The following is a 23,999-nucleotide window of genomic DNA, read 5'->3' as shown; positions in this document are numbered from 1 at the left end:
ATCTATTTTTTTTTTAAGGAGAGCTGTGCCATCCGAATCAGCGCAAGTTCAACCAACAGCCTTTTATTCTGACTTATTTTGTACTGCAGGTCGCATTCATTGCTTATTTTCAGAGCCTCCAGTAAAAAATCCTGCGGGCAACTTTGAGCCTGCCCTTTATATCGCTCCTTTATTTCTCCACCGACTTCTAAAAGCTGAACGGTGACCGGGTCTTTACAAACCAGCAAATCACGAATATGCCCGCTTAAACCAGTTATAAAATGATGCCCGTCAAAACCGTGATTTAAAATGTCATTAAATGTCAGCAAGGCTCCAGTTACATCATTTTTCAAAAACTGGTCGATTAAACGGAAATAATAATCGTAATCCAGTACATTTAAATTTGTGATGACATCCTGGTAGGTAATCTTCTTTCCCGAAAAACTTACAATCTGGTCAAAAATCGACAATGCATCACGCATAGCGCCATCGGCTTTCTGAGCAACGATATTCAAACCTTCGCTTTCAACCTCTACACCTTCGCTTTTTGCTACATATTCCAAATGTTCAGCTATATCTTCAACTTTAATTCTGTTAAAATCAAAAATCTGGCAGCGCGATAAAATAGTAGGTATTATTTTATGTTTTTCGGTGGTAGCTAAAACAAAAAGGGCATGTTTGGGTGGTTCTTCCAGCGTTTTAAGAAAAGCATTAAAGGCCTGTTGTGAAAGCATGTGAACCTCATCGATAATATACACGCTGTATTTTCCCATTTGCGGAGGGACACGAACCTGATCGGTAAGATTCCGGATATCATCCACCGAATTATTTGAAGCGGCATCCAACTCATGGATATTAAACGAACGGCTCGAATTAAATGCTTTACACGATTCACATTCATTACACGCTTCGTTTTCAGGAGTCAGATTGGTACAATTTATTGTTTTTGCAAAAATACGTGCACAGGTAGTCTTTCCAACACCACGCGGTCCGCAAAACAAATAGGCATGTGCCAGTTGTTTGCTTTTAATGGCATTTTTCAGGGTATTGGTAATCGACGATTGAGCAACAACCGTATCAAATGAGTCTGGCCTGTATTTTCGTGCTGAAACAATAAAATTCTCCATAAACTTTGCCTTCCCGCAGTGTTTGACCAAAGATAATCAAAACTACCTTTTTTACACGGTTTTTTTATTAACAACAAATCCAGTAATTTTATGATTCTGTTGATTTGCAGTTGGATACTAAACATTCATTTTTATGAAAAAATTTCTGCTTCTTTTTTGTATGATAATTTCGGTACAATCATTCAGCCAATACAAAACATTATACGATTTTACGGCTACAACTATCGACGGAAAAAAGTTTGATTTTTCAACTTTAAAAGGCAAGAAGGTTTTGATTGTAAATACGGCCTCGGAATGTGCTTTAACGCCGCAATTCAAAAAATTACAGGAATTGTACGAAGAATTCGGTGGTGACGACTTTGAGATTATTGGTTTTCCTTGCAACGATTTTGGCAAACAAGATCCGGGCGACAATGGACAAATTTTGGAATTCTGTACACAGAAATACGGTGTTTCATTCCCGATGATGGAAAAAATATCAATCAAAGAAAATCCACCTCCAATTTATCAGTGGTTAACCAGCAGTGAGGAAAACGGTACTTTGGATGCCAGTGTATTGTGGAATTTTCAAAAATTTATGATCGATGAAGAAGGAAGCGTTGTTGATTTTGTCCCGCCTTTTAAAGGTCCAAAAAACCGAAGAATAATGGAATGGCTGCAGGAATAATTTTTATTTGTTAAATATTTTTCCGGGTCGTTCGCTGTTTTTGGGAACTCTCCCATGAATATTTCCTCCCTCCCACTCTGTCCGGTTTTTCGTTTTTTTGAACTGAACCGATTTTGACTTTTCATTTTTAAAATTCTGTCTGAAATATTCAACCGAATACAACGGAATAAAAACCACAAAAAAAACAATTAAACCTCCGGTTATCCATGGTTTTGCATTTTCGCTGGTAAACAGATGTATAAAAATGGCAACCACTTCAACCACCATTATACCCGGCCCCGCTGCATACAATACTATCTTTTTAAACTTTTCCATTATTTTAAAGCTTCTTTGTAAGTTTTTAAGGCTCTTTCCCGGGCAAACTTGTGTTCAACCAAAGGATGTGGATACCTCATCGTGCCGTATTCGGGAATCCATTTCAGAATGTATTTTGCCTCCGGGTCAAACTTTTTTTGTTGCGATTCCGGGTTAAAAATCCGGAAATAAGGTGCAGCATCGCAACCGGTTCCAGCGGCCCACTGCCAATTTCCGTTGTTGGAGGCCAATTCGTAATCAAGTAATTTTTCTGCGAAGTACGCTTCGCCCCACCGCCAGTCGACCAATAAATGTTTGGTTAAAAAACCGGCCGTAAGCATTCGTACACGGTTATGCATAAACCCCGTTTTGTTTAATTCACGCATTCCGGCATCCACCATTGGGTAACCGGTTTCTCCCCGGCACCACCGTTCAAACTCCTTTTCATTGTTTCGCCATTGAATTAAATCGTATTTTGGCTTAAATGATCTGTCAAGCACATGCGGGAAATGCCATAAGATATCGATAAAAAAGTTCCTCCAAATGAGTTCATTCAGAAACGTTTCGGAAAGTCTTTGTGCAATTCTTGTCAGTGCTCTAATACTTATGGTCCCAAATCTCAGGTGTATCCCTAAACGAGTTGTTCCCCCGATGGCAGGTATATCACGTGTTTTTGAATAATCAGAAATAATCTCGTCGGAGATTATTGGTTTCGAAACCTCAATGGAGCTTTTTTGAAACCCCAAATCCTCCAATTTCTGACTTTTAAACGGCTTTGTTTTTACAAAATTCGCCACATGATTTTCCGAATGAAATTCAGGAATTTCCTGGCTTCCGAGAATCTGTTTCCATTTCTTACTGAAAGGCGCAAATATTGTATAAGGTGTACCGTCGTCTTTCAAAACTTCATTTTCATCAAAAATCACATGATCTTTAAACGAATAAAAATCAACTCCTTTTTTTTGGAGAGAATCACTTACATCTTTATCCCGCCGGATGGCATAAGGTTCATAATCTTTGTTGGTATAAACAGCATTTATTTCAAATTCGGTTGCTAACTTTTGAAACGCATCCAAAGGTTTCGTTTGAAAAATCTTCAATGAACTCCCCCTCTTTTCAAGTGTCTCTTTTATCCTTTGAATTTCAGCATAAATAAAAGAAACCCGGGCATCCTTTTTATCATTCAACTTATTCAGAATTTCGGTATCAAAAATAAAAACAGAGAGCACCGGAAGCCCTGATTGCAAAGCTTTACATAAGCCGTGGTTATCATTTAACCGTAAATCGCGACGGAACCAAAATATGTTAATTTTCTCTTTCATCATGAAGTAGCCGCAGCGGTAGCGGCTGCTGATGCAGCAACAGAAGCAGCTACTGCCTGCGATGCTGAAATAGCATCGGCAACTGCACCTGAAACCGGATTTTCAACCATCATATTTTTTAATTTTCGGGAAGCTATATTTCGCTTTTCTTTTTCGGGAAAAAGCCGCTTCATCAATCCTGCCGGTTTTAAGAACGACAATAGCATAATTTCTTCCTCGTTTACTGTCCCTTTTAAAATATGGTTTTCGATTTCTGATAGCAAATGGTAAAGGGCTTGTTTATTAACGATAACCGGAGAATTCCATTTAAAAAAAAGAAACCGTTTGTGTTTGACTTTTATAATTCGCTTGTTTACCAGTCCTTGTTGAACTTCACCACGAATATACTTTAACGAAAAATACAGACGATTCATCCAACGCGAAATTTTTAAATCGCGTTTCGATTTTTTTAGTTTTTGAATTAAAAAATCGTGCAGCGGAATTTCCGTTTTTGGATTTTTGAGAATAATCCTTTTTTTCTCAAAACTTATATTTTTATTTTGATAAAGTTCAAGAAAAAGTGCTCCAAGCAAAACGTAATCCATTGCTGTGTAGGCTGCTGAAATAACGCCACCTTTTTGAGGATGAATCCCCAGCAGATATATTTTCTGGGATAAAGGAATTGGTTCATTCATTTTTTGTACTTTCGGTTCTTTCTATATTCGTAGAAAAAGTTCACTGAAAGTTACAAAGAATCTGAAAAACCGAGTAATATCAACATTCATAATTATGAAAAAAGGATTTGCGAGCGACAATAATTCCGGGATCCACCCGGCAATTTTAAAAGCAATTGAAGACGCCAATATCGGACATGTAGTTGGTTACGGAGATGATCAATACACACAAAAAGCGATTGAAAAATTTAAAGAAAAATTTGGCGGAGAAACCGAAGTTTTTTTTGTTTTTAACGGAACAGGCGCAAATGTTCTGGGCTTGTCATCAGTAACACAAAGTTTTAATTCAATAATTTGCGCTGAAACGGCACATATTCAGGAAGACGAATGTGGAGCCCCTGAAAAATTTACAGGATGTAAGTTGCTCCCGGTAAACCCTGTAAACGGCAAACTTAGCCCCGAATCAATCCAACATCATCTAAAAGGTTTTGATTTCGAGCACCACTCGCAACCTAAAGTTATTTCCATTTCGCAGGTTACAGAAATGGGAACCGTTTATCAGCCAAACGAAATTGTTGCTTTAGCAGACCTGGCGCATAAAAACAATATGTTTTTACATATGGATGGTGCGCGACTTGCCAATGCCGCAGTTGCACTGAACATGGATTTCAGGGAATTCACCAAAAACTGCGGAGTAGATATTCTTTCCTTTGGCGGTACAAAAAACGGGATGATGATGGGAGAAGCGGTTCTTTTTTTTAATCCTGAATTAATAAAATACACCAAATATATTCGCAAACAAAGTATGCAATTGTATTCAAAAATGCGATTTGCAGGCGCTCAGTTTTTGGCTTACTTTGAGAATGATTTATGGAAACAAAATGCCGGTCACTCTAACAATATGGCCAGGCTTTTGAAAAACGAGCTTGCAAAAATTCCGGAAATAAAAATTACACAACCAGTAGAGGCCAATGGCGTATTTGCTATTGTTCCACCTGAAATTATTGCACCTTTAAAAGAACGCTTCTTTTTCTATATGTGGAATGATGGAATGTCTGAAGTTCGCTGGATGACTTCGTTTGACACAACCGAGGAAGAGATTTATGAATTTGTTAATTTGATAAAAAAACTCCTTAAAAGTTAAGTTTTTGCTTTAATCCCTCCTAGAAAAACAATAACAACTTTCAAATGATTGCCTGAAATCAGAACGACAACAATAACTGATATTGCTAAATAATTGCAATTAAAAATTTGATTTTTAGTTCTTATTTGTATTTTGATGCTTAAAGTTTGGAATTTTACAGCATGGGCATATTTAAATATTATCCGAGCAACCCCAAAAAGCTTGACCCGGAAATGGAAAAGCGGATTTTTATTCACAGCCTGATTTTTCCGGCGGCTTTTGTTGTTGTATTCTGGATAGTAGAAATAATTGAACAGACCCTTGGAACTACATTTGTTCGTTTGGGCGTTTACCCGCTTCATGTAAAGGGCTTGCCCGGAATCCTATTTTCTCCCTTTATTCATTTCGATTTTGATCATCTCATTTCTAATTCCATTCCGTTTTTTATTCTGATGTTTATGCTCATTTATTTTTACCGGCGTATTTCGTACCGTATTTTTATTCAACTGTATTTGCTTGCCGGACTTTGTGTTTGGCTCTCGGGGCGGGAAGCCTGGCACATTGGAGCAAGTGGTGTGGTTTATGCCATGGCTGCATTTCATTTTGTTAGCGGGATAATCAGAAATGATGTGCGTTTACTTACTTTGTCGGTTGTAGTTGTTTTTTTATATGGGGGAATGGTATGGGGAATGTTTCCTATTAACCCCGATGTTTCATGGGAAGGCCACCTTTGGGGAGCAGTTTCGGGAGTGGCACTGGCTGTTTATTACAGGAAATATATAATCAGACGCGATAAATTTGACTGGGAGGACGAAGATGAGGAAGACACAGAGATTGACGATGAGGAATCGCAGTTTACTGTAGGGGAAGAAAATACCCATTCGCAGTCTTCGGTTGAAAAAAAAGATGATGATAAAAAATGGGGCGATATTAGCCATACCGGAGAATTTTAATGTTTCTAAAAAATGAGAGGATTGCTGGAATTCCAGAATTTGAAAAACAAAATATTTAATCTTGTGTTTCTATTTTTCAGAAAAGAGAAAGAATGTGGCGGCATTTTCAAAAAAAGTTTAATTTTGCCGCCTGTAACATACGAAGTTCATTAGAATGATTAGCAGAAGGATTATCCGTACGAAAGTATTACAAGTTTTATACGCTTACTATTCGTCAGAAGAAAAGTCTCTTAACAACACCGAAAAAGAACTCTTTTTCTGTATCCAAAAATCGTACGATTTGTACCATTACTTGTTTGCCATGGTACTCGATATTGCAAATTATGCAGAAGACCGGATCGAAATCCGAAGAAACAAACATCAACCCACATACGAAGATCTTCATCCCAATACCAAATTTATTACCAATCAGGTTGTCCATCAATTGCGATCAAACAGACAGCTAAATGCTTATCTTGAACAAAAAAAATTAACCTGGAGAGACTATCCTGAACTGGTAAAAGAATTGTATTTGTTTATGGTTGAATCGGACATTTACAAAGAATACATGGCCGACAAAACCCGTTCGTTTATCGACGACCGCAAATTTATTGAAAAGCTGTTCAACAAAATAATATTGGTTGCCGAGGATTTATATATCGTTCTTGAAGAACAGAGCATCTACTGGAATGATGATGTTGAGTTTGTGATTTCGATGATAGTAAAAACGCTAAAAAAATTTAACGAGCTTTCTGATTCAGACCAACGTTTAATGCCGATGTTTAAAGACCAGGAAGATCGCGATTTTGCGAAAGACTTAATTCGGAAAACAATTATCAACCACGACGAACTGCGGGAACTAATTAAAGAACACTCAAAAAACTGGGATGTGGAACGTATTGCATTTATGGATATTCTTGTAATGCAACTGGCCATAACAGAGTTTCTTTATTTTCCTTCCATTCCAACCAAAGTTTCATTAAACGAATACATTGAGCTTTCAAAATTTTACAGTACTGAAAAAAGCCGGAATTTTATTAACGGAATTCTGGATAAAACATTAAAAGACTTAAAAAAATCGGGCAAAATAAACAAAGCCGGCCGCGGATTAATAGGTGAATCCTGATGAAAAATATGCTGCTTACACTGCTTGTTGCTTTTCTTTTCTCTTGCGGGAACCGGAACGAACAGAAGTCAAAGGCAACACAGCAGGAAACAAACGTCATAACAGAATTTGAGTTTAGCAAAGAAATGCATAATTTTGGTTCGCTTCAAGCGGGTGAAATTGTTGTTTTTACCTTTGAATTTAAAAATTCGGGGGAAAATAATTTATTGATACAAAAAGTGGAAACCGATTGCGGTTGTATGAGAGCTGAATTTTCGAAAGAAAATGTTTTACCGGGAGAAAGCGGAATTATTGAAGTCGAGTTTGATTCTTCCGGATTATGGGGAAAACAGTTCAAAACAATTGAAGTTTATGCCAATACGAAAAAACCAAAACAATTGGCTATTTTTGCCGAAGTACTAAACGAAGAAATAGAAATTAAATATTAAAACTAAAAGAAATGATGAATATTATTTTAATGATGCAACCTGAAGGCCAGGATGCAAATCCATGGATGAGTTTTCTCCCGCTTTTACTGATTATAGTTGTTTTTTACTTTTTTATGATTCGCCCTCAGGTCAAACGCCAGAAAGAAACCCGCCAGTTTCGCGAAAGTCTTTCAAAAGGCGATAAAGTAGTTACCACAGGTGGAATTTACGGTAAAATTGTTGAAGTAAAAGAAACAACGATTATTTTGGAGATTGCCAAAGATGTTCAGATTAAAGTAGACAAAAACGGAATTATTAAAGATATGAGTGACGCTCCTCAGCAGCGTTAATCTAAACTTTGCAACAAAAAAAGGGTTGGCCCTATCAAATGAGGTCAACCCTTTTTATTTTGAATTCAAAACAAAAAAATTTCTATACATTAAATCTGAAATGTAGAATATCTCCGTCCTGAACAATATACTCTTTCCCTTCCACTCCAATTTTGCCTGCTTCCCGGCAAGCGTGTTCTGAACCATATTTTACGTAATTATCATACTTAATTACTTCAGCTCTGATAAATCCTTTTTCAAAATCGGTGTGAATGATACCTGCAGCCTGTGGCGCTTTGGTTCCCTTTTTAAATGTCCATGCACGGCTTTCATCCGGTCCGGTAGTAAAGTAGGTTTGCAACTGAAGTAAACGGTAAGCCGCATGTACAAGTTTATTAACACCTGGCTCATCTAATCCCAGCTCTTCCAGAAACATTTGCTTTTCGTCATATTCTTCCAGTTCAGCAATATCGGCTTCGGTGGCCGCAGCAATTACAAGGATTTCGGCATTTTCATCCTTCACAGCCTCGCGTACCGCCTCAACATACTTATTGCCGTTTTTTGCAGAAGCCTCATCGACGTTACAAACATACATTACGGGCTTGTTTGTCAACAAAAAAAGTTCTTTAGCCACCCTGGCCTCTTCATCATATAACTGTAATGTTCGTGCCGATTTCCCCTCTTCCAACACCCTTTTATACCTCACTGCCAGCTCGTACATTTTTTTAACCTTCGGATCATTTCCGTGGCGGGCTTGCTTCTCCAGCCTTTCAATCCTACTTTCAACTGTTTCAAGGTCTTTTAATTGCAATTCAGTATCAATTACCTCCTTATCGCGAACCGGGTCGATTGAACCATCAACGTGTGTAATGTTATCGTTTTCAAAACAACGTAAAACATGTATAACTGCATCTGTTTCACGTATATTTCCCAAAAACTGGTTTCCCAATCCTTCACCTTTACTCGCCCCTTTTACCAATCCGGCAATATCTACAATTTCAACGGTTGTAGGAATTACTTTTTTCGGATTATCAATTTCCGCCAGTTTTATCAACCTGTCGTCCGGCACAGTAATAATCCCAACATTAGGTTCGATTGTACAGAACGGGAAATTTGCCGATTGTGCTTTTGCACTTGATAAACAATTAAACAGTGTTGATTTACCTACATTTGGTAAACCAACAATACCACATTTCAATGCCATTTCTTCAAATTAAAAATTGCGCTGCAAAGGTAATGGTTTATTCAATTTTGAATCTTTTTTTTTGAACTTAATTGCTGCTGCGTGATTTTACCAAAACATTTACATTCAGGAACTAATTTTTAGAATAAATCAAAAAAACCATTTCATTTTGTACATTTGCTAAAATTCGTCTTTATGATACTACGAAACATTTCTGTTGATTGTGTGATTTTCGGATTTCATAATGAAAAGCTACATGTTCTTTTGTGGCAGGCCGAGCCGGAGTTACTTGAAAATTTTCTGACGACAAAAAAGGAACTGGAAGAAATTAAAATTCTTTTTGAAAAGAATCCCGCACTGGGAAACTCGCAAGAATTCTGGGGGCTAATTGGCACACACCTTCCCACTGAAGAAGATTTAGACGGATACGCAAAAAAAATACTTCAGATAACAACAGGAATAGAAGACATTTACCTAAAACAGGTACGCACTTTTGGTGCGTTGGATCGGGTTCCTCACTACCGGGTTTTGACGGTAGCTTACTATGCGCTTATTAACCCCAACTATCACGATTTAAAACTTTCGCCGCTGGCAAAAGCTGTCAAGTGGTTTGAAATAGATAATCTGCCGGAAGTTATATTCGACGCAAAGGAAGTAATAGAACATTCCTTAAAAAAGTTACGGGATGAAGTAAAGTATCATCCGGTTGGATTTCACCTTTTACCGAAAAAATTTACGCTTACTCAACTGCAAACACTTTACGAGGTTATACTGGATGAAAAATTAGATACCCGGAACTTTAGAAAAAAAATATTAAACATGGGCCTGCTGGTTGATACAAACGAAAAACAAAAAAATGTAGCTCATCGTGCAGCAAAGCTTTATTCTTTCGATGTTGAAATATATAACAAACTCAAAGAAGAGGGATTAAATTTCAGGATTTAATTTATATTTAAACCTTCAACGCCATTCAGTGTCATTACTAAAAATACTTTTTTATGGATTATGACGACAGTGGGATTATTGCCGACCTAAAGCAGGATAATAAAAAGGATCTTGCTTTTCATATGTTGGTTAATAAATACCAGGAACGTTTGTATTGGCACATCCGTAAAATTGTTATGAACCATGACGATGCTGATGATGTTCTTCAAAATACATTTGTTAAGGTTTGGAAAAGTATTGATAAATTCAGGGAAGAATCGAGCCTATACACCTGGTTGTACAGAATTGCAACCAATGAATCGATATCGTTTTTAAATGCAAATAAAAAGCGAAGCTTTATGCCATTGAATGATGTAAGTGAATATTTGGTAAAAAACCTGGAATCGGATCCTTATTTTGAAGGAGATGAAATTCAACTAAAATTACAGGAAGCAATTGTTCGCTTACCCGAAAAACAACGAATAGTTTTTAACATGAAATATTTTGACGAGATGAAATATGAAGACATGTCGAAAATACTTGACACGTCAGTTGGAGCTTTAAAAGCCTCTTATTTCCACGCGGCAAAAAAGATAGAAGACTTTTTAAAAAACACAGATTAAATGGTTGAAATTAAACCTTCTTAAAAGGATTCAGTCAAACAACAAAACATGGTTAAATGGATAATTTAAAAGAAAATACACCCGAGTTATCAAAAATAAAAAAAGAGAATCCCTTCCGGGTTCCTGAAAATTATTTTGATGATTTCTCTGCAAGATTACAAATGAAAATCGAAGCAGAGAAAAAGGTTGTTCCTGCGCCAAAGAAAAGTATAATTCAATTATTAAAACCAGCGATTAGTCTGGCAGCAAGCTTTGCATTAATCTTTCTTCTGGTTTACTGGCCGCTAAAAAGCTTTTTACCCAATAAGCTTGCGGAAAGCAATACGATAGAAATTGAATCATACGATAACGAAAACCAATATCTGACCTTACTTGAAGGCATAGATGAAAATTCATTTTATGCCCTGCTCGATGAACCTACTGCAAAAGTCGAGTTCAGCGACGACGAACTGATTAATTATATTAACACAAATATATCGGAATACGATATTTATTTAGGAACTGATAATTAAAACAACATGAAGAATAAATTTTTATTAGTTGTCCTGTTTATTTTCATTTTTGGTTCTTTTTTATCACATGCCCAAGATAAAAAGGATGGTGAGAGTCGGTGGGAAAAATTCAGAGCTGAAAAGGTTTCTTTTTTGACTGAAAAACTTGAATTGACCCCAACGGAAGCCCAAAAATTTTGGCCTGTTTACAACGAACTGGAAAAAAGTAGATGGGAAGCCCAAAAAGCAAGACGAGAACTGGAAGCTAAAGTTCATGATGTTGAGGATAAAAATCTTTCGAAAAAGGAAATCATTCAATTAACACGAGACTTCTCCAGCAGCATGGAAAAAGAAGGCCTGCTGTATGTAAAATATAATGAAGAATTTCTTAAAATACTACCTCCCGAAAAAGTTTTAATATTATACCGTTCTGAAAATGAATTCAGAATGCATATGATTCGAAAGTACAGAGACAGAGATAAAAAAGATGATAAATAAAAAAACAGGCAAAAGCCTGTTTTTTTATTCTGTTAAGTCCCAAAAAAGCCGCCAATAAATGTAACATTTGTTTATTATTCAATTTTATATTTTTATGTTCATAAAAGTTTATCTTTAGCTCCGAACCATTTTTTTATTGAAATGTCCCGGCGTTTTTTCATTTTTATAACAACCTGCTTTCTTATTGCACATGCTATTTGCATAATTGCCTCGAATGATACAGGGTTAGCAGCACCAAAAAACAAAATTCAAAGCAATAAACTGGATAATTACAACCAGCTTTTCTGGAAATACATTTATGAATCTCCGGATTCTGCCTTTTTTTACGCCCGGAAAGGATTAACAGATACATCAAATGATGATAATGTATACCAGTCCATGTTTCTTAACAATATAGGAATTTACTACTATTTTACCGACCGCTTTGATTCGTCAAAAGTGTATTACAACAGGGCATTATATTTTGCAAAGTCAAGCAGTGACTCCACCCAGTGTGCAAAAATTGAAAATAACCTGGGCATTATCGACGATATACAAGGGAACTATAATGAGGCCATTAGCCATTATAAAAATGCGTTGGCATTACATAAAAATATGAATAACACACAGCAGGTGGCAGAATGCCTGAATAATATTGCTGTGGTTTACAAAGAAAAAGGAGAACTTGAAAAAGCACTCCGGTTCCACCTCCGGTCAACTGCGATTCTTGACTCCATTGGCGACACCGAAGGACTGACATTTAACTACAATAATATGGGGTTGATAAAAGAAAGTATGGGCGAATACAAAGGGGCAATCAGTTATTACAATACAGCATTGTCGTATCACCAGCAGTTGGATATTCCAATTGAACAAGCCCACGTTCTTTTAAACCTGGCAAATGTATACCACAGTCAGGGCTTATATGATATAGCGATTGATTATTACCAGCAAGCCATTGACATTTATAAAGACAAAAAACAGCCAAGCGGAGTGGGTATTTGTCTCATTAATATTGCGAAACTCCAACATCAAAATAAGGAAGACCAAAACGCCCGCAAAAATTTAACAGAGTCAATAAAATTATTCAAACAAATTGGCTATAAAGAAAAATATTTTGATGCGACCATCAACCTGGCGAGTCTGGAGATCTCCAGCAGGAACTATAACCTGGCCGATTCATTATTAAATACAGCCGTAGAACTTGCATTGCAAATGAATGTGCCGGAAAATATAGCGACATCTAATTTTTATACGGGGCAACTTGCTTTTCAACAAGAACAATATGAAAAAGCTTATCAATACTATACAAAAGCGCTCCATTTATATTCGCAAACCGGCTTACAAAGTAATGAAGGAAAAGCACTGCTAATGCTTGCAAAATGCCTGCATAAACAAAATAAAAATTCAGAAGCCGTTAAACGGACCAAAGAAGCGCAGCAAAAAGGAACTGATTCCGGAGATGTATTTTTACAAAAGGAATGTGCAGAATTTCTTTCCCACAGGTATAAAGAGTTGTTTGATTATAAACGGTACGCATTTTATTTAGGGAAATATCACACACTAAAAGACAGTTTGGTCAATATTGAAAATGTACGACAGATTACTGCTTTCCAACTTGAAACAGACCATAAAAAAAGACTGTCGGAACAAAAACTATTGGCTGAAAAAAAACAAATTAAATTAAGCAGTGAGATAAAATTTCAAAAACGAATACGCAACATTCTGTTTTTATCTTCATTTTTGCTGTTAACAGCGGCCCTTATCATATTAACACTTTACCGAAAACGGCATCTGGCATACAAAATGTTGGTTCAAAAAAATGACGAGTTGACTCAAGCCTACAGCAAGTTGACCCAAAAAGATAAAAAAGGCCGTAAGCAGCAAAAAATAAAACTGAATGATGATAAAGAGAAACTGCTTCTTAAAATTAAGTGTTATTTAGAAGAAGAAAAAAAATACCTGTCACCGAACTTAAAAGTAAGCGATGTATCCAAAGACCTTGAAACCAACAGCAGCTACATTTCACAAATCATAAATAACGAATACGGCAAAAACTTTAATCATTTTGTCAATGATCTCCGCATTCAGGAAGCATGCAAATTATTTCATAAAGGCAAGTACAGGAAAAACACTATCGAAGGAATAGCTCAAATGGTTGGTTTTAACAACCGGGCAACTTTTATTAGTGCATTTAAAAAATATACCGGCGTTACTCCTTCGTTTTATATCAAATCACTTGAAAAAAATCAGGAAACAGCCCGCATCGATACATTATCAGCCAATTAGCACTTTCTATCCTTTGAACTCCGTTTTATTATTTTTGAATTAAGCTTGTAAAAAATCCTTGATTCGTGACAACCGGGAATCAAAAATCGCCCTCCATAAAAGATGTCCGCGATATTTTTGGGGTAAAAACACAAATTACTTCAAAAACCAATTGCAACACCTTTAAAAATCAAAATCATGAAAAAACAGTTCTTTTTATTTATTGCAGTAAGCTTTATATCGTTTTGTACGTACTCACAAAACAATAGCCCCCATTTAAAAATTGGGGCAGGCCTTAGTTTAGGAGATTGGGCCAGTACCGACGACGGCTGGGAAGAAGATTGGGGAGCCGGCGCAAATTTCAGGGCAGTGGTTTACAGCGATAAAAGTAGATTTTCGCTTTCGCCTTCCTATATTTATTTCCCGGTTTCGAAATTCAATTATACATACAGTTATTCTTCTACTTCAACGGACATTGAGGTTGATCCTGCCATGCACTATATCAATGTGGAAGGCCGTTTTTCTTTTGTAAAATCGCCAAAAGCGGAAAGTTATTTATTTATTGGGCCAAGCTTCCTGATTTACAAAGAAAGTGTAAGCGCTTCCAATACATATGCTGATGTTTCAGGGGAAGACAATCAATTTAAAACGGGGGCAATTACAGGGGTTGGTTTTAACCTGAACTTATCGGAAAGCATCAGTATTTATGCCGACGGTGGCTATTCATATATCGCCGATGACTGGGACCAGGTACTCATAACCGCGGGAGTACTTTTTCGCATCTTTTAATCCCTGATTTATCGTCAAACTTTTAAACCTGTAATCCAAAATTTATTATGAAAAAATTACTTTTCGCTTTTCTGGCGTGTCTCACATTTGTTTCGTGCGACAAAGATGACTCTATGGATTTTGTTGAAGTTGATTTTGTTCTAAAAAATAGTCTTCTCTGGAATATTGGCCACGATTATTATGTATCGGGAATAGACGAAAGTGGAAATGCTTTTGATGGAACAGAACAGTATATCAATTATTATAATTACCTGCTCCAGTCTCAAAAAGTAAAGTCTGGTTCAACCCTTACCCTCTACCGCGACAGCTCGATACTTTGGACTTCAGATCCCATAGAAGAATCTTGTTGTATCACCTATCATGATAGCGCCTATGATGATTGGTATGATGTTGAATAAATAAATTTCTCACCAAATTATATCCAAAAGATGAAAAAAATTACAATCCCGCTGGTTTTTGCTGCTATACTTTTAAGCTCTTGTTTTTCAGCAAAAATAAATGTGGTAAACAAAGGAAACATGCCTCAAAACCCCCAAATACTAATTTTAGGAAACGAACTCAATCCGTATGGCAGGCCGAGAAGACATGGAATGGCCGAAGTTTATTTTGATATTAAGCCCAATAAACGGGCAGAAGAAATTCAGAAAATAGCAAAATCGAGGCTGCCGGAACAAAATGAAATATTACGGCAGCATTTCAAAGACATATTTAATGCAAAGCTTGTGAGTAATGATGAATTAAAAAACATAATTAAAGAAGGAGGTTGGCAGGAATTTAATCGTGACATTATTACTGAGGATAAACATTTTCCAACCATTTTTTGCTCTAACCCCGGAATTCACCCTCTTCGTTATTCTCCCAAAGAGATAAAAAAGCTTTCGGAAAAATTCCCCTCAATTAAAAATGATTTACACTCGATTTCCCAAAGCACGAATGCTGATATTTTGGTATTGGCTGTTTCAGAACCTAAGGTTTTTGGAGTTGGCGCAGGAGGTTTTGTTGCTAAAATGCAGCTTGAAATGCATCTCTTCGTTTTCAACGCAAAAGGAGAACTTATTTCATATGTCAATGGGAATTCAAAGCCGATAAATACCGGCGGAAAGAAGATGGGTGACTACATGGAAACATTTGATGAATTTAATGAACTTTCATTACAACTTGTAAAATCATTATAATCTTCAATAAAATGAAATATATAGTAATTGTTATACTTCTGTTTCCGGCAATGTTCTCCCAACACTCTGTCTGGGGGCAAAATATTTCCCCTGATTTAATCGGACAATTTTCAAAAAAAGGGAAGATAATATTGAACGATTATACAAAAATTGAAACGAGTAAAATCCTTTTCGACAATAATGCTATTCTATACACGGATAGTAACAAGCAGGAAAAATCTATTCCCTACGACCAAATCAATTATATAAGATACACAAAAGGAAATAGAAAATTCTTCGGGATGGCGATTGGGGCTATTTCTGGTTCATTAAGTGGTTTTCTTGGCTCAATAAGTTACAAAACTTACTACATGGAAGGAGACAATCTTATTTATGGAAACAATGCCACATCCAAAGACGTTATCATTGCTACTTCTGCGGGACTGGCGATTGGAAGTGCTATTGGATTTAGCATAGGTTGGGTTATTCCTAAATGGCACACAACTTTAATAAATCAAAAAAACGATGCTCTTTCTTTTGGATATAACATAGAACAAAAAAAATACTACGGAATAAATTGTACGCTTAACTTTTAACCTTAGTAATCAAAAACTCAGATTTGATTCAATTCCCCCAGGCTTCTTCTTCCCGTTTATCGGACTTGAAAGTTCCGAAGGAGACACACCATCCGGTCGGGTTTGCCTGTAAATATTTTTAATTGTATTGATTGGTTTCGATTTAAACCGGAACAATCTCTTCCACTTTTAACCGAATCCCATCAAAACCAACAGGTTTAACAGGAGTATCGGCCGGTATTTTCGTTTTGTTAGCCCCAGGTTGCTTAAAATATGTGTACCGACACCTTAATCTCTCTTACAGACTTTTAAACCAATCCTGAAAATACTGCCCAACAAACGGTGTTTCTTTTAATTCTCCCTGGGCTGCCCCAATTAAACTTAAAATCCAGAATACAAAACCCGCAATTGAAATTATCCAACCAATAACAGGGATAACTGCAAGGAAAAATAAAATATAAATTCCCAATAACTGCCTGATATAATAGCTTGCAAATTCGTCTTTTTCTGTACTGTTTAAAACCAGTGCTATTATCCAACCAATAATAGTAATATGTGCAATGATTGCCTTTGTTTTTCCATCCATTTTTACTGAATTTAGTGAATTATTTTTTGAATAAAATTACGGAATAAATCCTGTATTAAACAATAAAATACGTCATTAAAACGAATCGCCCAATTGTTTTATTTTGAACCGTTCAATTTCAGCAGGTATATGTTCCTGTTTGAAAATTGCTTCAATTTCCTTCACTACTTCAGGGTATTTGGCGGACACATCGTTCAATTCCTGAATATCGCTTTCCAGATTATAAAGCTGAACCTGCATGCTATCTTTAAAAATATTTTTCCTTATACCTTTCCATTGTCCCATTCTTATAGCTTGTTGCCCTCCGGAAGCCGGGAATTCCCAGTACAAAAACCGGTGTTTTTCCTGTTCTCCCTTTCCCAAAAGCGTGGGCAAAAAACTAACCCCGTCAACTTCGTCCGGCGTATCAATTTGTACCACATCGCAAATGGTTGGTAAAACATCGTAAAAAGCAGAGATAAGATCGGTTTCCGAGCCTGCTTCGATATTTCCCGGCCACTGCACAATCATCGGAACGCGGATGCCTCCTTCTGTTACGTTACCTTTTCCCCATCCTCCTTCACTTTTGAACGGTTTTGCGCTATCAAACCAAGGAGAATCGGCTCCACCGGTATATGTTGGTCCGTTGTCGCTGCTGAACATGATAATCGTATTTTCATACAAACCCAGCTCTTTTAATTTGGCAACAATCTCGCCAACCTGTTCATCAAAATAGGAAACCATTGCGGCGTAACAGGCATGAGGATAACGATGCGGAAAATATCCCTTGCTCCCGTCATAGGGTTCTTCATCTCCAAATTTTTCAACATAATAATCAACCCATCGTTTGGGCGCCTGTAACGGATTGTGCGGAATTGGTGTTGCATAATACATAAAAAACGGCTGATCTTTATTCTCTTCAATAAAGTTCAGAACCTCGTTTTGCATTAGCTCAGGCGAATATTCAGACAGCCAGTAATCCTTGTAGGAATCAGGGTCATATAAATCCGCTCCTTCCGGTAATTTGGTCCGGGGAGGAACCATTTTATTGTTTAACAATACTTTTGTCGTGTCTTTCCATAAATGAACCGGAAAATAGGTGTGCGCCTGCCGCTGGCAGTTGTATCCAAAAAAGAAATCAAATCCCTGTTTGTTTGGAATGCCTTCTGTTAAAGGAGCACCAAGTCCCCATTTTCCAACAACTCCGGTTTTATACCCTGCATTTTGCAACAGCCTTCCAATGGTTTTAGTACCTGGCTTTAAAGGACGTTGTCCCTCAAGATTTGGATCTTTTGCCATGGCTTCAAAATTCCAGACATCACCACGGGCTGCCCACTCATCATTTCCCCTGATTTGGGCATGTCCCAAATGTTTCCCGGTGAGTAAAACACAACGTGACGGAGCGCATACCGGGGCTCCGGCATAATGTTGCGTAAAACGCATCCCATGTGTTGCCAGCGCATCGATATTGGGAGTTTCAATTTTTTCCTGCCCATAACATCCAACTTCAGCATACCCCAAATCATCGGCAAGAATGTAAATGATATTTGGTTTTGATGTTTCTACATTATCGGTTTGTTCACATCCGAAAAGAAAAAAAGCTAGTGCGGTTAACAAGATTGAATAGAAAAAAGAGTTGATTTTTTGCATGGTTTTCGAAAAATCTAGTTTTTAAAAATGTAAGTTACCTAAAAATAGACGAAAAACACATACAAAACTTCTATTCAGATTGTATGAATATCAAAAAAAGAGTAAAAACTATCTGTCGTAATTAAAATTTCTGAGGTGGTGTCCCATCCTGTCCCGTTTTGTTTTCAGATATTTCTGGTTGTGCTCATTGGGTTCAATTTCTACCGGCAATATCTCTACCACTTCCAAGCCAAAACCTTCCAGCCCTACACGTTTAACAGGATTATTTGTGAGTAGCCGCATTTTTGTGACTCCCAAATTTCTTAAAATCTGGGCTCCAACACCATAATCACGTTCATCGGCCTTAAAACCCAAATGAATGTTTGCATCAATGGTATCCAATCCCTGATCCTGCAATTTGTATGCAGCTATTTTATTTAGTAAACCAATTCCGCGTCCTTCCTGCATCATGTATACAATTACACCTTTGCCTTCTTTGTCAATCATCTCCATTGCTTTTTGCAACTGATCTCCACATTCGCAACGCAGTGAACCAAAAATATCCCCAGTCATACATGAGGAGTGCACACGGGCCAGTATGGGTTCATTCGCTTCCCATTGGCCTTTTATCAAAGCAACATGTTCTGCTCCATTTGATTTTTGACGAAAAGGAACAATCCTGAAGTCGCCAAACTTGGTTGGCAACATTACTTCTTCTCCCCTTTCAATCAGGCTTTCACTTTGAAATAAAAATGAAATCAAATCCTTAATAGAAATCAATTTGAGGTCGAACTTTTTAGCAATTTCATTCAGTTGTGGCAGGCGGGCCATTGTTCCGTCCTCGTTCATTATTTCGACCAAAACACCAGAAGGATAAAGTCCTGCCAACCGTGCTAAATCTACAGCAGCTTCTGTATGCCCGCTTCTTCGGAGTACTCCCCTGTCTTTTGCTTTTAATGGAAAAATATGTCCCGGGCGCCCCAGGTCTTCGGGTTTTGTTTTCTGGTCTACCAGCATTTTTACAGTGATAGCCCTGTCTTTTGCAGATATTCCTGTGGTTACATCAGGATGAATGGCATCAACCGATACCGTAAACTGAGTTTCATGATACGAAGTGTTTTTCCCCACCATTAAATCCAAATCCAGTTCATCACAACGCTGTTCGGTCAAAGCAATACAAATCAGCCCGCGGCCATGAATGGTCATAAAATTGACAATCTCGGGGCTAACCAACTCTGATGCAACTATAAAATCCCCTTCATTCTCTCGGTCTTCATCATCTACAACAATCACCAGTTCGCCATTTCGAATTGCCGTAATCGCTTCGGGGATTGTATTTAATTTTATCTCACTCATCCTTCGATTTTTGAATCAGCCGCAAAATTACAATAAATTATCCAGAAAGATATGATTTTAGAACACCTAAGCCCTTTTCGACTTTTCCCATGTTACCGCCTGTTTTCCTTTCAAAAACCTTATTATTCCTCTTATTTCAGCATAATTTATAGCAACAAAATAGTAGGGCACAAAAAGGATCTTAAGTCGCAACTTCTGGTTCTCAAAATACCAGCCAATAAAAGCAAACAGATACAAAACAAGCTGTAAAGCCAGAAAAAGAAAATAAAAACCGAAAACATCAAAATTACCGTTTTCAAAAACCACCAGAATATTCAGAGGCAGGAGTAAAAACAAGGAAACCGGGGCCAATGTCCATCGCAAAACTTTATGTGAAAAATATTGCCACGAAAGTATTCCGTACCGAAAAGGATTTAAAAGAGATTTTAACCTGAAGATAGTTTGGATACCTCCTGCAGCAATTCTAATTTTTCGTTTTAATTCTTCATTAACATTTACTGATGCTGTTTCCTCTGCATAAGCGCCCGGTGAATATGCAATTCTGAATTTCTTTTGCGCTATTCGAAGCGAAATAACAAAATCATCAAGTATGGTATCTTCTTCAACTGCTTCAAAAAGCTCAGTTCGTATGGCAAAAAGTTCGCCAACTGCACCAACTGCTGAATTTAAATTGGAATCCATTTCTTTTATCCATGATTCAAACCTCCAGTACAAGCCCTCACCCGCACCTGCAGCCCCGTCTTCTTTTTTGTCAACTATTCGCTTCTCTCCGGCAACACAGCCGATCTTTGGATTGCTGAAATGTGCTACAATCTCACGTATTGAGTTTTTTCCCAGCCGTGTATTTGTATCGGAGAAAATTACAACCGGTGTTTTTACAAAATGCATCCCCCGGTTCATAGCATGCATTTTTCCACGCCTTTCAGGCAAATGGTGAATTTCCAAACCTTCGTAAGCTTTTAGTATGTCGGGAGTACCATCGTCAGAACCATCGGTTATCCACAAATACTGAATTTTTTCCTTTGGATAGTCAAGCGAAAACGAATTTTCTACCTTTTGTTTTACAAAATCCCTTTCATTAAAAGCAGTAACAAAAAGGCAAACATCAGGCTCATAATTCCCTTGTCCGGGTACTTTTTCCGACTTAAAAAACCACTTTTTAATTAAATTCAGAAAGAATAGCAAAACCGCATACCCAAGGTAGGTGTAAAAAAGGATAAAGAAAAATATCCAGAAAAAGAGTTTTAAAATCATTGAATATGCTGTTTATAAAAATCGACCAAAGAGGCTGATGCAGCTAAATTATCAAATTTTTTATGAATATACTCAATCGCATTTTTACCAACAATATGGAAAAATGCTCTGTCCTCAACCAATTTAGAAACAGATTCGATAAACTCTTCCCGTTTTTCCGCAATTAATATATTCGTTCCAGAGGTTGTTGAAATTCCCTCGGTACCAATGGGAGTCGTAATAATCGATTTCCCCAAAGCCATTCCTTCAATAATTTTAATACGCATTCCACTTCCCGAAAATAATGGAACAATCATTATGGCTTTTGAATTCATAAAATCATACGCATCTTCCACTTCTCCCAGAAAAACAATATTTGGCCCCACTATTTTTTGGACAAGCCATTGTGGTGCATTTCTTCCTGCAACGTAAAATTTCAGGTCGGGGAAACGGTCGTGAATTTCTTCCCAGCAGTTGTCGATAAACCAGATTATTCCTTCCTGATTTGGCGCCCATTCTAGCGAGCCAATGTGGAACAACGAAGGATATTCAAGTGATTTCGCGTTGGGAAGCAGTACAGAAGAGTCAATCCCGGTTTGAGAAACATATTTGGGTTTCTTGTTACCAAGTTCATCTAAAATTATTCCATCTCTTTCAGTAATCGGCACAAGCAGATCATATTTATTCTGAACATTTTTTTCAAACCTTTTAATCCTTTTTGATAGATTTTTTAAATACAATTTTTTCCATCCTTTTGCGAGTTCTGATGTCCTTTCCCAAATTTCGTGTTCAATATTATGTGCGCGATAAACAATTTTTGCACTTGAATATTTGCGGATTACAGGGATATACGGACAAACATACAAACCTTCCAACTGAACAATATCAAACTTCTTTTCCTTTAATAATTCGATCAGCTCGTTTTCAAACGATTTATCAACAAAACGAACCGCATTGTAGGGTTCTGAGGAAAACAGCAAGTTTTGTATTGCCTCCCGTTTCGAAATCCGGGCGTCAACTTTTACAAACTTAAAATCTGCCAGGTCGCGCACTGATTCGGGTATCTCTTCAACAGATGTTTTGTGTTTCAGCGTGTTCATTGCCAGAACAGTAACATTGTGTCGCAGCAAAGAAAATCCACGAGTAAGGTTCATGCAGGCAATTGCACCTCCATCAATTGTTGGGTAAGGTACTTTATTTGCTACCTGCAGAATATTCATTTCTTTTTACTCCTTCTTCTGAAAAATTTACTTAGCCCCAATTTATCAAAAAACTTCATATAAGTTTCGGAACTCATAATTGCAGAATCGGTTGCTGCTTTGTAGCTCAGCCAGATTCCGACCGGTAGAAATATAAAGGATGAAAACCACATCCCGTTAAACATTGACCACACGTCTTCCCTGGCCGATTTTTCACCCGTCATAGAGACAATATAATAAGCAATAAAAAGTAAAATTGAAACAACAACAGGCATTCCCAGGCCTCCCTTACGAATAATTGCACCCAATGGCGCACCTATAAAAAAGAAAATAAGTACAGCCACCGACAGCGTAAATTTCCGGTGCCGCTCCATCTCATACTTGTTGATCATTTTCTTTCGGTTATACAACTGGTCCTGAAACAGGTTTATGTTTTGCATGTTGGTACGAGTATTGCCAAGAGCAGAACCGGCAATCTCAGCCTGTACCCATTTGTCGAGCCCGCCAAAATATTCATCAAAACGGATAACCGTATCCTGCCCGGCAATTTCCACATCCCGTTTTAGAGAATCATCCTTAGCTGTTAAATTATACATTCTTTTGGTAATCGGAGAGTTGAGATTAATCTGCAGCATAAAATTCCGCAACCGGTTGTAATATTCAATGTTCAGCGAGTCTTCCATTACAACCAACTGCTCGGTGTTTAACATTCGGTAAGTATTTTTAAAAATACTTTCGTCACGTCGGTTAAAATCAAAATTTCTTACTTTCACACGTATTGTCTGCTCTTCAAATATGCCTCTTCTGAAAGGATAAGTCCGCTCATCACGTCTTGCATTATCTTTAGTCTCCGAATAATTAACACCATGGAACAAATTCAGAACCATATATTTTTTATCCTCGGTAATTCTCAAATATCCTGAATCGGCTACTGTTACACTTTGGTTTGGTTTATTTTGAGTATGGTCGTATATCAATAAATCGTATAACATGTTTGTTTTTCGATCTTTAGATCCCACTTTTATACTGTAACCATCCATTTCGTTTGTAAATACCCCTTCTTGTAAAACCAACTCCGGCCTTTGTTCTTTTACACTGTACAGTAAAGTAGTAAACCGAAGATTTGTATGAGGTAACACATAATTTGAAAAGTAAAAAGCCGTAAACGTTACAAAAACTGCAATTACAATCAGTGGGCGCATTATCCGAAACAAAGAGATTCCTGACGATTTTATGGCTACAAGTTCATAGTTTTCACCCAGTGCTCCCAAAGTCATTATCGACGCAAGCAGCATTGCCAGCGGAAAAGCATAGGGCAAAAGCGCAAACGACGCATAAAACATCATTTCGCCCAACACATCAAACTCAAGGCCTTTTCCAACCAAATCGTCTACGTACTTCCACAAGAACTGCATCAACAGTACAAACAATACGATAAAAAAGGTCATAAAAAATGGCCCTAAAAAAGATTTGATAATATACCAGTGCAACCGTTTCATTTAAAATTTTTTACGGAAACGAGTACAAAACTAAGTTATTTTGAGAATTTGGAAAGTAAAAATAAGTTAAGAAGA

26 protein-coding genes are annotated in these 23,999 nt (G+C 37.2%); 15 read left to right on the top strand and 11 right to left on the bottom strand.

The window, feature by feature from the left end; translation table 11 throughout:
- Positions 1–2 precede the first annotated feature (2 nt).
- Positions 3–1,106 carry a DNA polymerase III subunit gamma/tau gene (locus GM418_RS17755; RefSeq protein ID WP_158868591.1) on the bottom strand — a complete coding sequence of 368 codons (1,104 nt, stop codon included), beginning with the start codon at positions 1,104–1,106 and terminating at the stop codon, positions 3–5.
- Positions 1,107–1,239: 133 nt separating this feature from the next.
- Between GM418_RS17755 and GM418_RS17750 the strand changes: the two genes are divergently transcribed.
- Positions 1,240–1,773, top strand: a complete 534-nt coding sequence (locus GM418_RS17750) for a glutathione peroxidase (RefSeq protein WP_158868590.1) — start codon at positions 1,240–1,242, stop codon at positions 1,771–1,773.
- A 3-nt stretch (positions 1,774–1,776) separates the two neighbouring features.
- On the opposite strand, the gene GM418_RS17745 is transcribed toward GM418_RS17750, so the two are convergent.
- Genes GM418_RS17745 through GM418_RS17735 form a run of 3 tightly spaced genes read right to left on the bottom strand, consistent with a single transcriptional unit; the run spans position 1,777 to position 4,063 of the window.
- Positions 1,777–2,088, bottom strand: coding sequence for a hypothetical protein (locus GM418_RS17745; protein ID WP_158868589.1), 312 nt, complete (start codon positions 2,086–2,088; stop codon positions 1,777–1,779).
- Positions 2,088–3,392: a cryptochrome/photolyase family protein gene (locus GM418_RS17740; RefSeq protein WP_158868588.1), complete on the bottom strand. Its 1,305-nt coding sequence runs from the start codon at positions 3,390–3,392 to the stop codon at positions 2,088–2,090. Before GM418_RS17740 ends, GM418_RS17745 begins: the two co-directional genes overlap by 1 nt.
- Positions 3,389–4,063: a GOLPH3/VPS74 family protein gene (locus GM418_RS17735; protein ID WP_158868587.1), complete on the bottom strand. Its 675-nt coding sequence runs from the start codon at positions 4,061–4,063 to the stop codon at positions 3,389–3,391. Before GM418_RS17735 ends, GM418_RS17740 begins: the two co-directional genes overlap by 4 nt.
- Positions 4,064–4,157: 94 nt before the next feature.
- Here GM418_RS17735 and GM418_RS17730 point away from each other — a divergent pair, with 94 nt between their 5' ends.
- The 5 genes from GM418_RS17730 to yajC all read left to right on the top strand — a co-directional run bounded on the left by GM418_RS17730 (position 4,158) and on the right by yajC (position 7,980).
- On the top strand, positions 4,158–5,186 hold the full coding sequence (locus GM418_RS17730) for a threonine aldolase family protein (RefSeq protein ID WP_158868586.1): 1,029 nt from the start codon (positions 4,158–4,160) through the stop codon (positions 5,184–5,186).
- A gap of 161 nt (positions 5,187–5,347) precedes the next feature.
- Entirely contained in the window at positions 5,348–6,118 is a 771-nt protein-coding gene (locus GM418_RS17725) for a rhomboid family intramembrane serine protease (RefSeq protein WP_158868585.1), read from the top strand.
- A gap of 154 nt (positions 6,119–6,272) precedes the next feature.
- The gene (gene nusB, locus GM418_RS17720; protein WP_158868584.1) at positions 6,273–7,223 is read left to right on the top strand and encodes a transcription antitermination factor NusB; all 951 of its coding nucleotides are present in this window, start codon (positions 6,273–6,275) and stop codon (positions 7,221–7,223) included.
- Entirely contained in the window at positions 7,223–7,651 is a 429-nt protein-coding gene (locus GM418_RS17715; RefSeq protein ID WP_158868583.1) for a DUF1573 domain-containing protein, read from the top strand. The genes nusB and GM418_RS17715 overlap by 1 nt, the downstream gene beginning before the upstream one ends.
- Before the next feature lie 11 nt (positions 7,652–7,662).
- Positions 7,663–7,980 carry a preprotein translocase subunit YajC gene (gene yajC, locus GM418_RS17710; RefSeq protein WP_246222741.1) on the top strand — a complete coding sequence of 106 codons (318 nt, stop codon included), beginning with the start codon at positions 7,663–7,665 and terminating at the stop codon, positions 7,978–7,980.
- A gap of 82 nt (positions 7,981–8,062) precedes the next feature.
- Here the strand turns inward: yajC and ychF are convergent, their stop codons facing one another.
- The gene (gene ychF, locus GM418_RS17705) at positions 8,063–9,163 is read right to left on the bottom strand and encodes a redox-regulated ATPase YchF (RefSeq protein WP_158868582.1); all 1,101 of its coding nucleotides are present in this window, start codon (positions 9,161–9,163) and stop codon (positions 8,063–8,065) included.
- A 174-nt stretch (positions 9,164–9,337) separates the two neighbouring features.
- On the opposite strand from ychF, the gene GM418_RS17700 reads away from it, so the two are divergent.
- From GM418_RS17700 to GM418_RS17660, 9 genes are all read left to right on the top strand, one after another.
- Positions 9,338–10,087, top strand: coding sequence for an NUDIX hydrolase (locus GM418_RS17700; RefSeq protein WP_158868581.1), 750 nt, complete (start codon positions 9,338–9,340; stop codon positions 10,085–10,087).
- A gap of 53 nt (positions 10,088–10,140) precedes the next feature.
- On the top strand, positions 10,141–10,689 hold the full coding sequence (locus GM418_RS17695) for an RNA polymerase sigma factor (protein ID WP_158868580.1): 549 nt from the start codon (positions 10,141–10,143) through the stop codon (positions 10,687–10,689).
- Positions 10,690–10,745: 56 nt separating this feature from the next.
- The gene (locus tag GM418_RS17690) at positions 10,746–11,201 is read left to right on the top strand and encodes a hypothetical protein (RefSeq protein ID WP_158868579.1); all 456 of its coding nucleotides are present in this window, start codon (positions 10,746–10,748) and stop codon (positions 11,199–11,201) included.
- Positions 11,202–11,207: 6 nt separating this feature from the next.
- Positions 11,208–11,678, top strand: coding sequence for a sensor of ECF-type sigma factor (locus GM418_RS17685; RefSeq protein ID WP_158868578.1), 471 nt, complete (start codon positions 11,208–11,210; stop codon positions 11,676–11,678).
- Between the two features lie 141 nt (positions 11,679–11,819).
- Positions 11,820–13,946 carry a tetratricopeptide repeat protein gene (locus GM418_RS17680; RefSeq protein ID WP_158868577.1) on the top strand — a complete coding sequence of 709 codons (2,127 nt, stop codon included), beginning with the start codon at positions 11,820–11,822 and terminating at the stop codon, positions 13,944–13,946.
- 177 nt (positions 13,947–14,123) lie between these two features.
- Complete coding sequence (locus GM418_RS17675) at positions 14,124–14,714, top strand: outer membrane beta-barrel protein (RefSeq protein WP_158868576.1); 591 nt, start codon at positions 14,124–14,126, stop codon at positions 14,712–14,714.
- Between the two features lie 47 nt (positions 14,715–14,761).
- Positions 14,762–15,112: a hypothetical protein gene (locus GM418_RS17670; protein ID WP_158868575.1), complete on the top strand. Its 351-nt coding sequence runs from the start codon at positions 14,762–14,764 to the stop codon at positions 15,110–15,112.
- A gap of 30 nt (positions 15,113–15,142) precedes the next feature.
- The gene (locus GM418_RS17665) at positions 15,143–15,889 is read left to right on the top strand and encodes a hypothetical protein (RefSeq protein WP_158868574.1); all 747 of its coding nucleotides are present in this window, start codon (positions 15,143–15,145) and stop codon (positions 15,887–15,889) included.
- Between the two features lie 11 nt (positions 15,890–15,900).
- Positions 15,901–16,464 carry a hypothetical protein gene (locus GM418_RS17660; protein ID WP_158868573.1) on the top strand — a complete coding sequence of 188 codons (564 nt, stop codon included), beginning with the start codon at positions 15,901–15,903 and terminating at the stop codon, positions 16,462–16,464.
- A 277-nt stretch (positions 16,465–16,741) separates the two neighbouring features.
- Here GM418_RS17660 and GM418_RS17655 read toward each other — a convergent pair whose 3' ends face one another.
- The 6 genes from GM418_RS17655 to GM418_RS17630 form a co-directional block, all read right to left on the bottom strand.
- A complete protein-coding gene (locus tag GM418_RS17655) occupies positions 16,742–17,029 on the bottom strand; it encodes a hypothetical protein (protein WP_158868572.1) in 288 nt (95 codons plus the stop codon).
- A gap of 75 nt (positions 17,030–17,104) precedes the next feature.
- Entirely contained in the window at positions 17,105–18,658 is a 1,554-nt protein-coding gene (locus tag GM418_RS17650; protein WP_158868571.1) for an arylsulfatase, read from the bottom strand.
- A gap of 108 nt (positions 18,659–18,766) precedes the next feature.
- Complete coding sequence (locus GM418_RS17645; RefSeq protein ID WP_158868570.1) at positions 18,767–19,993, bottom strand: bifunctional 3,4-dihydroxy-2-butanone-4-phosphate synthase/GTP cyclohydrolase II; 1,227 nt, start codon at positions 19,991–19,993, stop codon at positions 18,767–18,769.
- A 66-nt stretch (positions 19,994–20,059) separates the two neighbouring features.
- Positions 20,060–21,247: a glycosyltransferase family 2 protein gene (locus tag GM418_RS17640; protein ID WP_158868569.1), complete on the bottom strand. Its 1,188-nt coding sequence runs from the start codon at positions 21,245–21,247 to the stop codon at positions 20,060–20,062.
- Positions 21,244–22,446, bottom strand: a complete 1,203-nt coding sequence (locus tag GM418_RS17635; RefSeq protein ID WP_158868568.1) for a glycosyltransferase family 4 protein — start codon at positions 22,444–22,446, stop codon at positions 21,244–21,246. Before GM418_RS17635 ends, GM418_RS17640 begins: the two co-directional genes overlap by 4 nt.
- Positions 22,443–23,924 carry an LptF/LptG family permease gene (locus tag GM418_RS17630; protein WP_158868567.1) on the bottom strand — a complete coding sequence of 494 codons (1,482 nt, stop codon included), beginning with the start codon at positions 23,922–23,924 and terminating at the stop codon, positions 22,443–22,445. The genes GM418_RS17635 and GM418_RS17630 overlap by 4 nt, the downstream gene beginning before the upstream one ends.
- Between the last annotated feature and the right edge of the window lie 75 nt (positions 23,925–23,999).

It is taken from the genome of Maribellus comscasis (genome assembly GCF_009762775.1).
GTDB lineage: Bacteria > Bacteroidota > Bacteroidia > Bacteroidales > Prolixibacteraceae > Draconibacterium > Draconibacterium comscasis.
The sequence above is the reverse complement of the archived record's forward strand: the minus strand, read 5'-3'. Positions and strand labels throughout refer to the sequence as shown.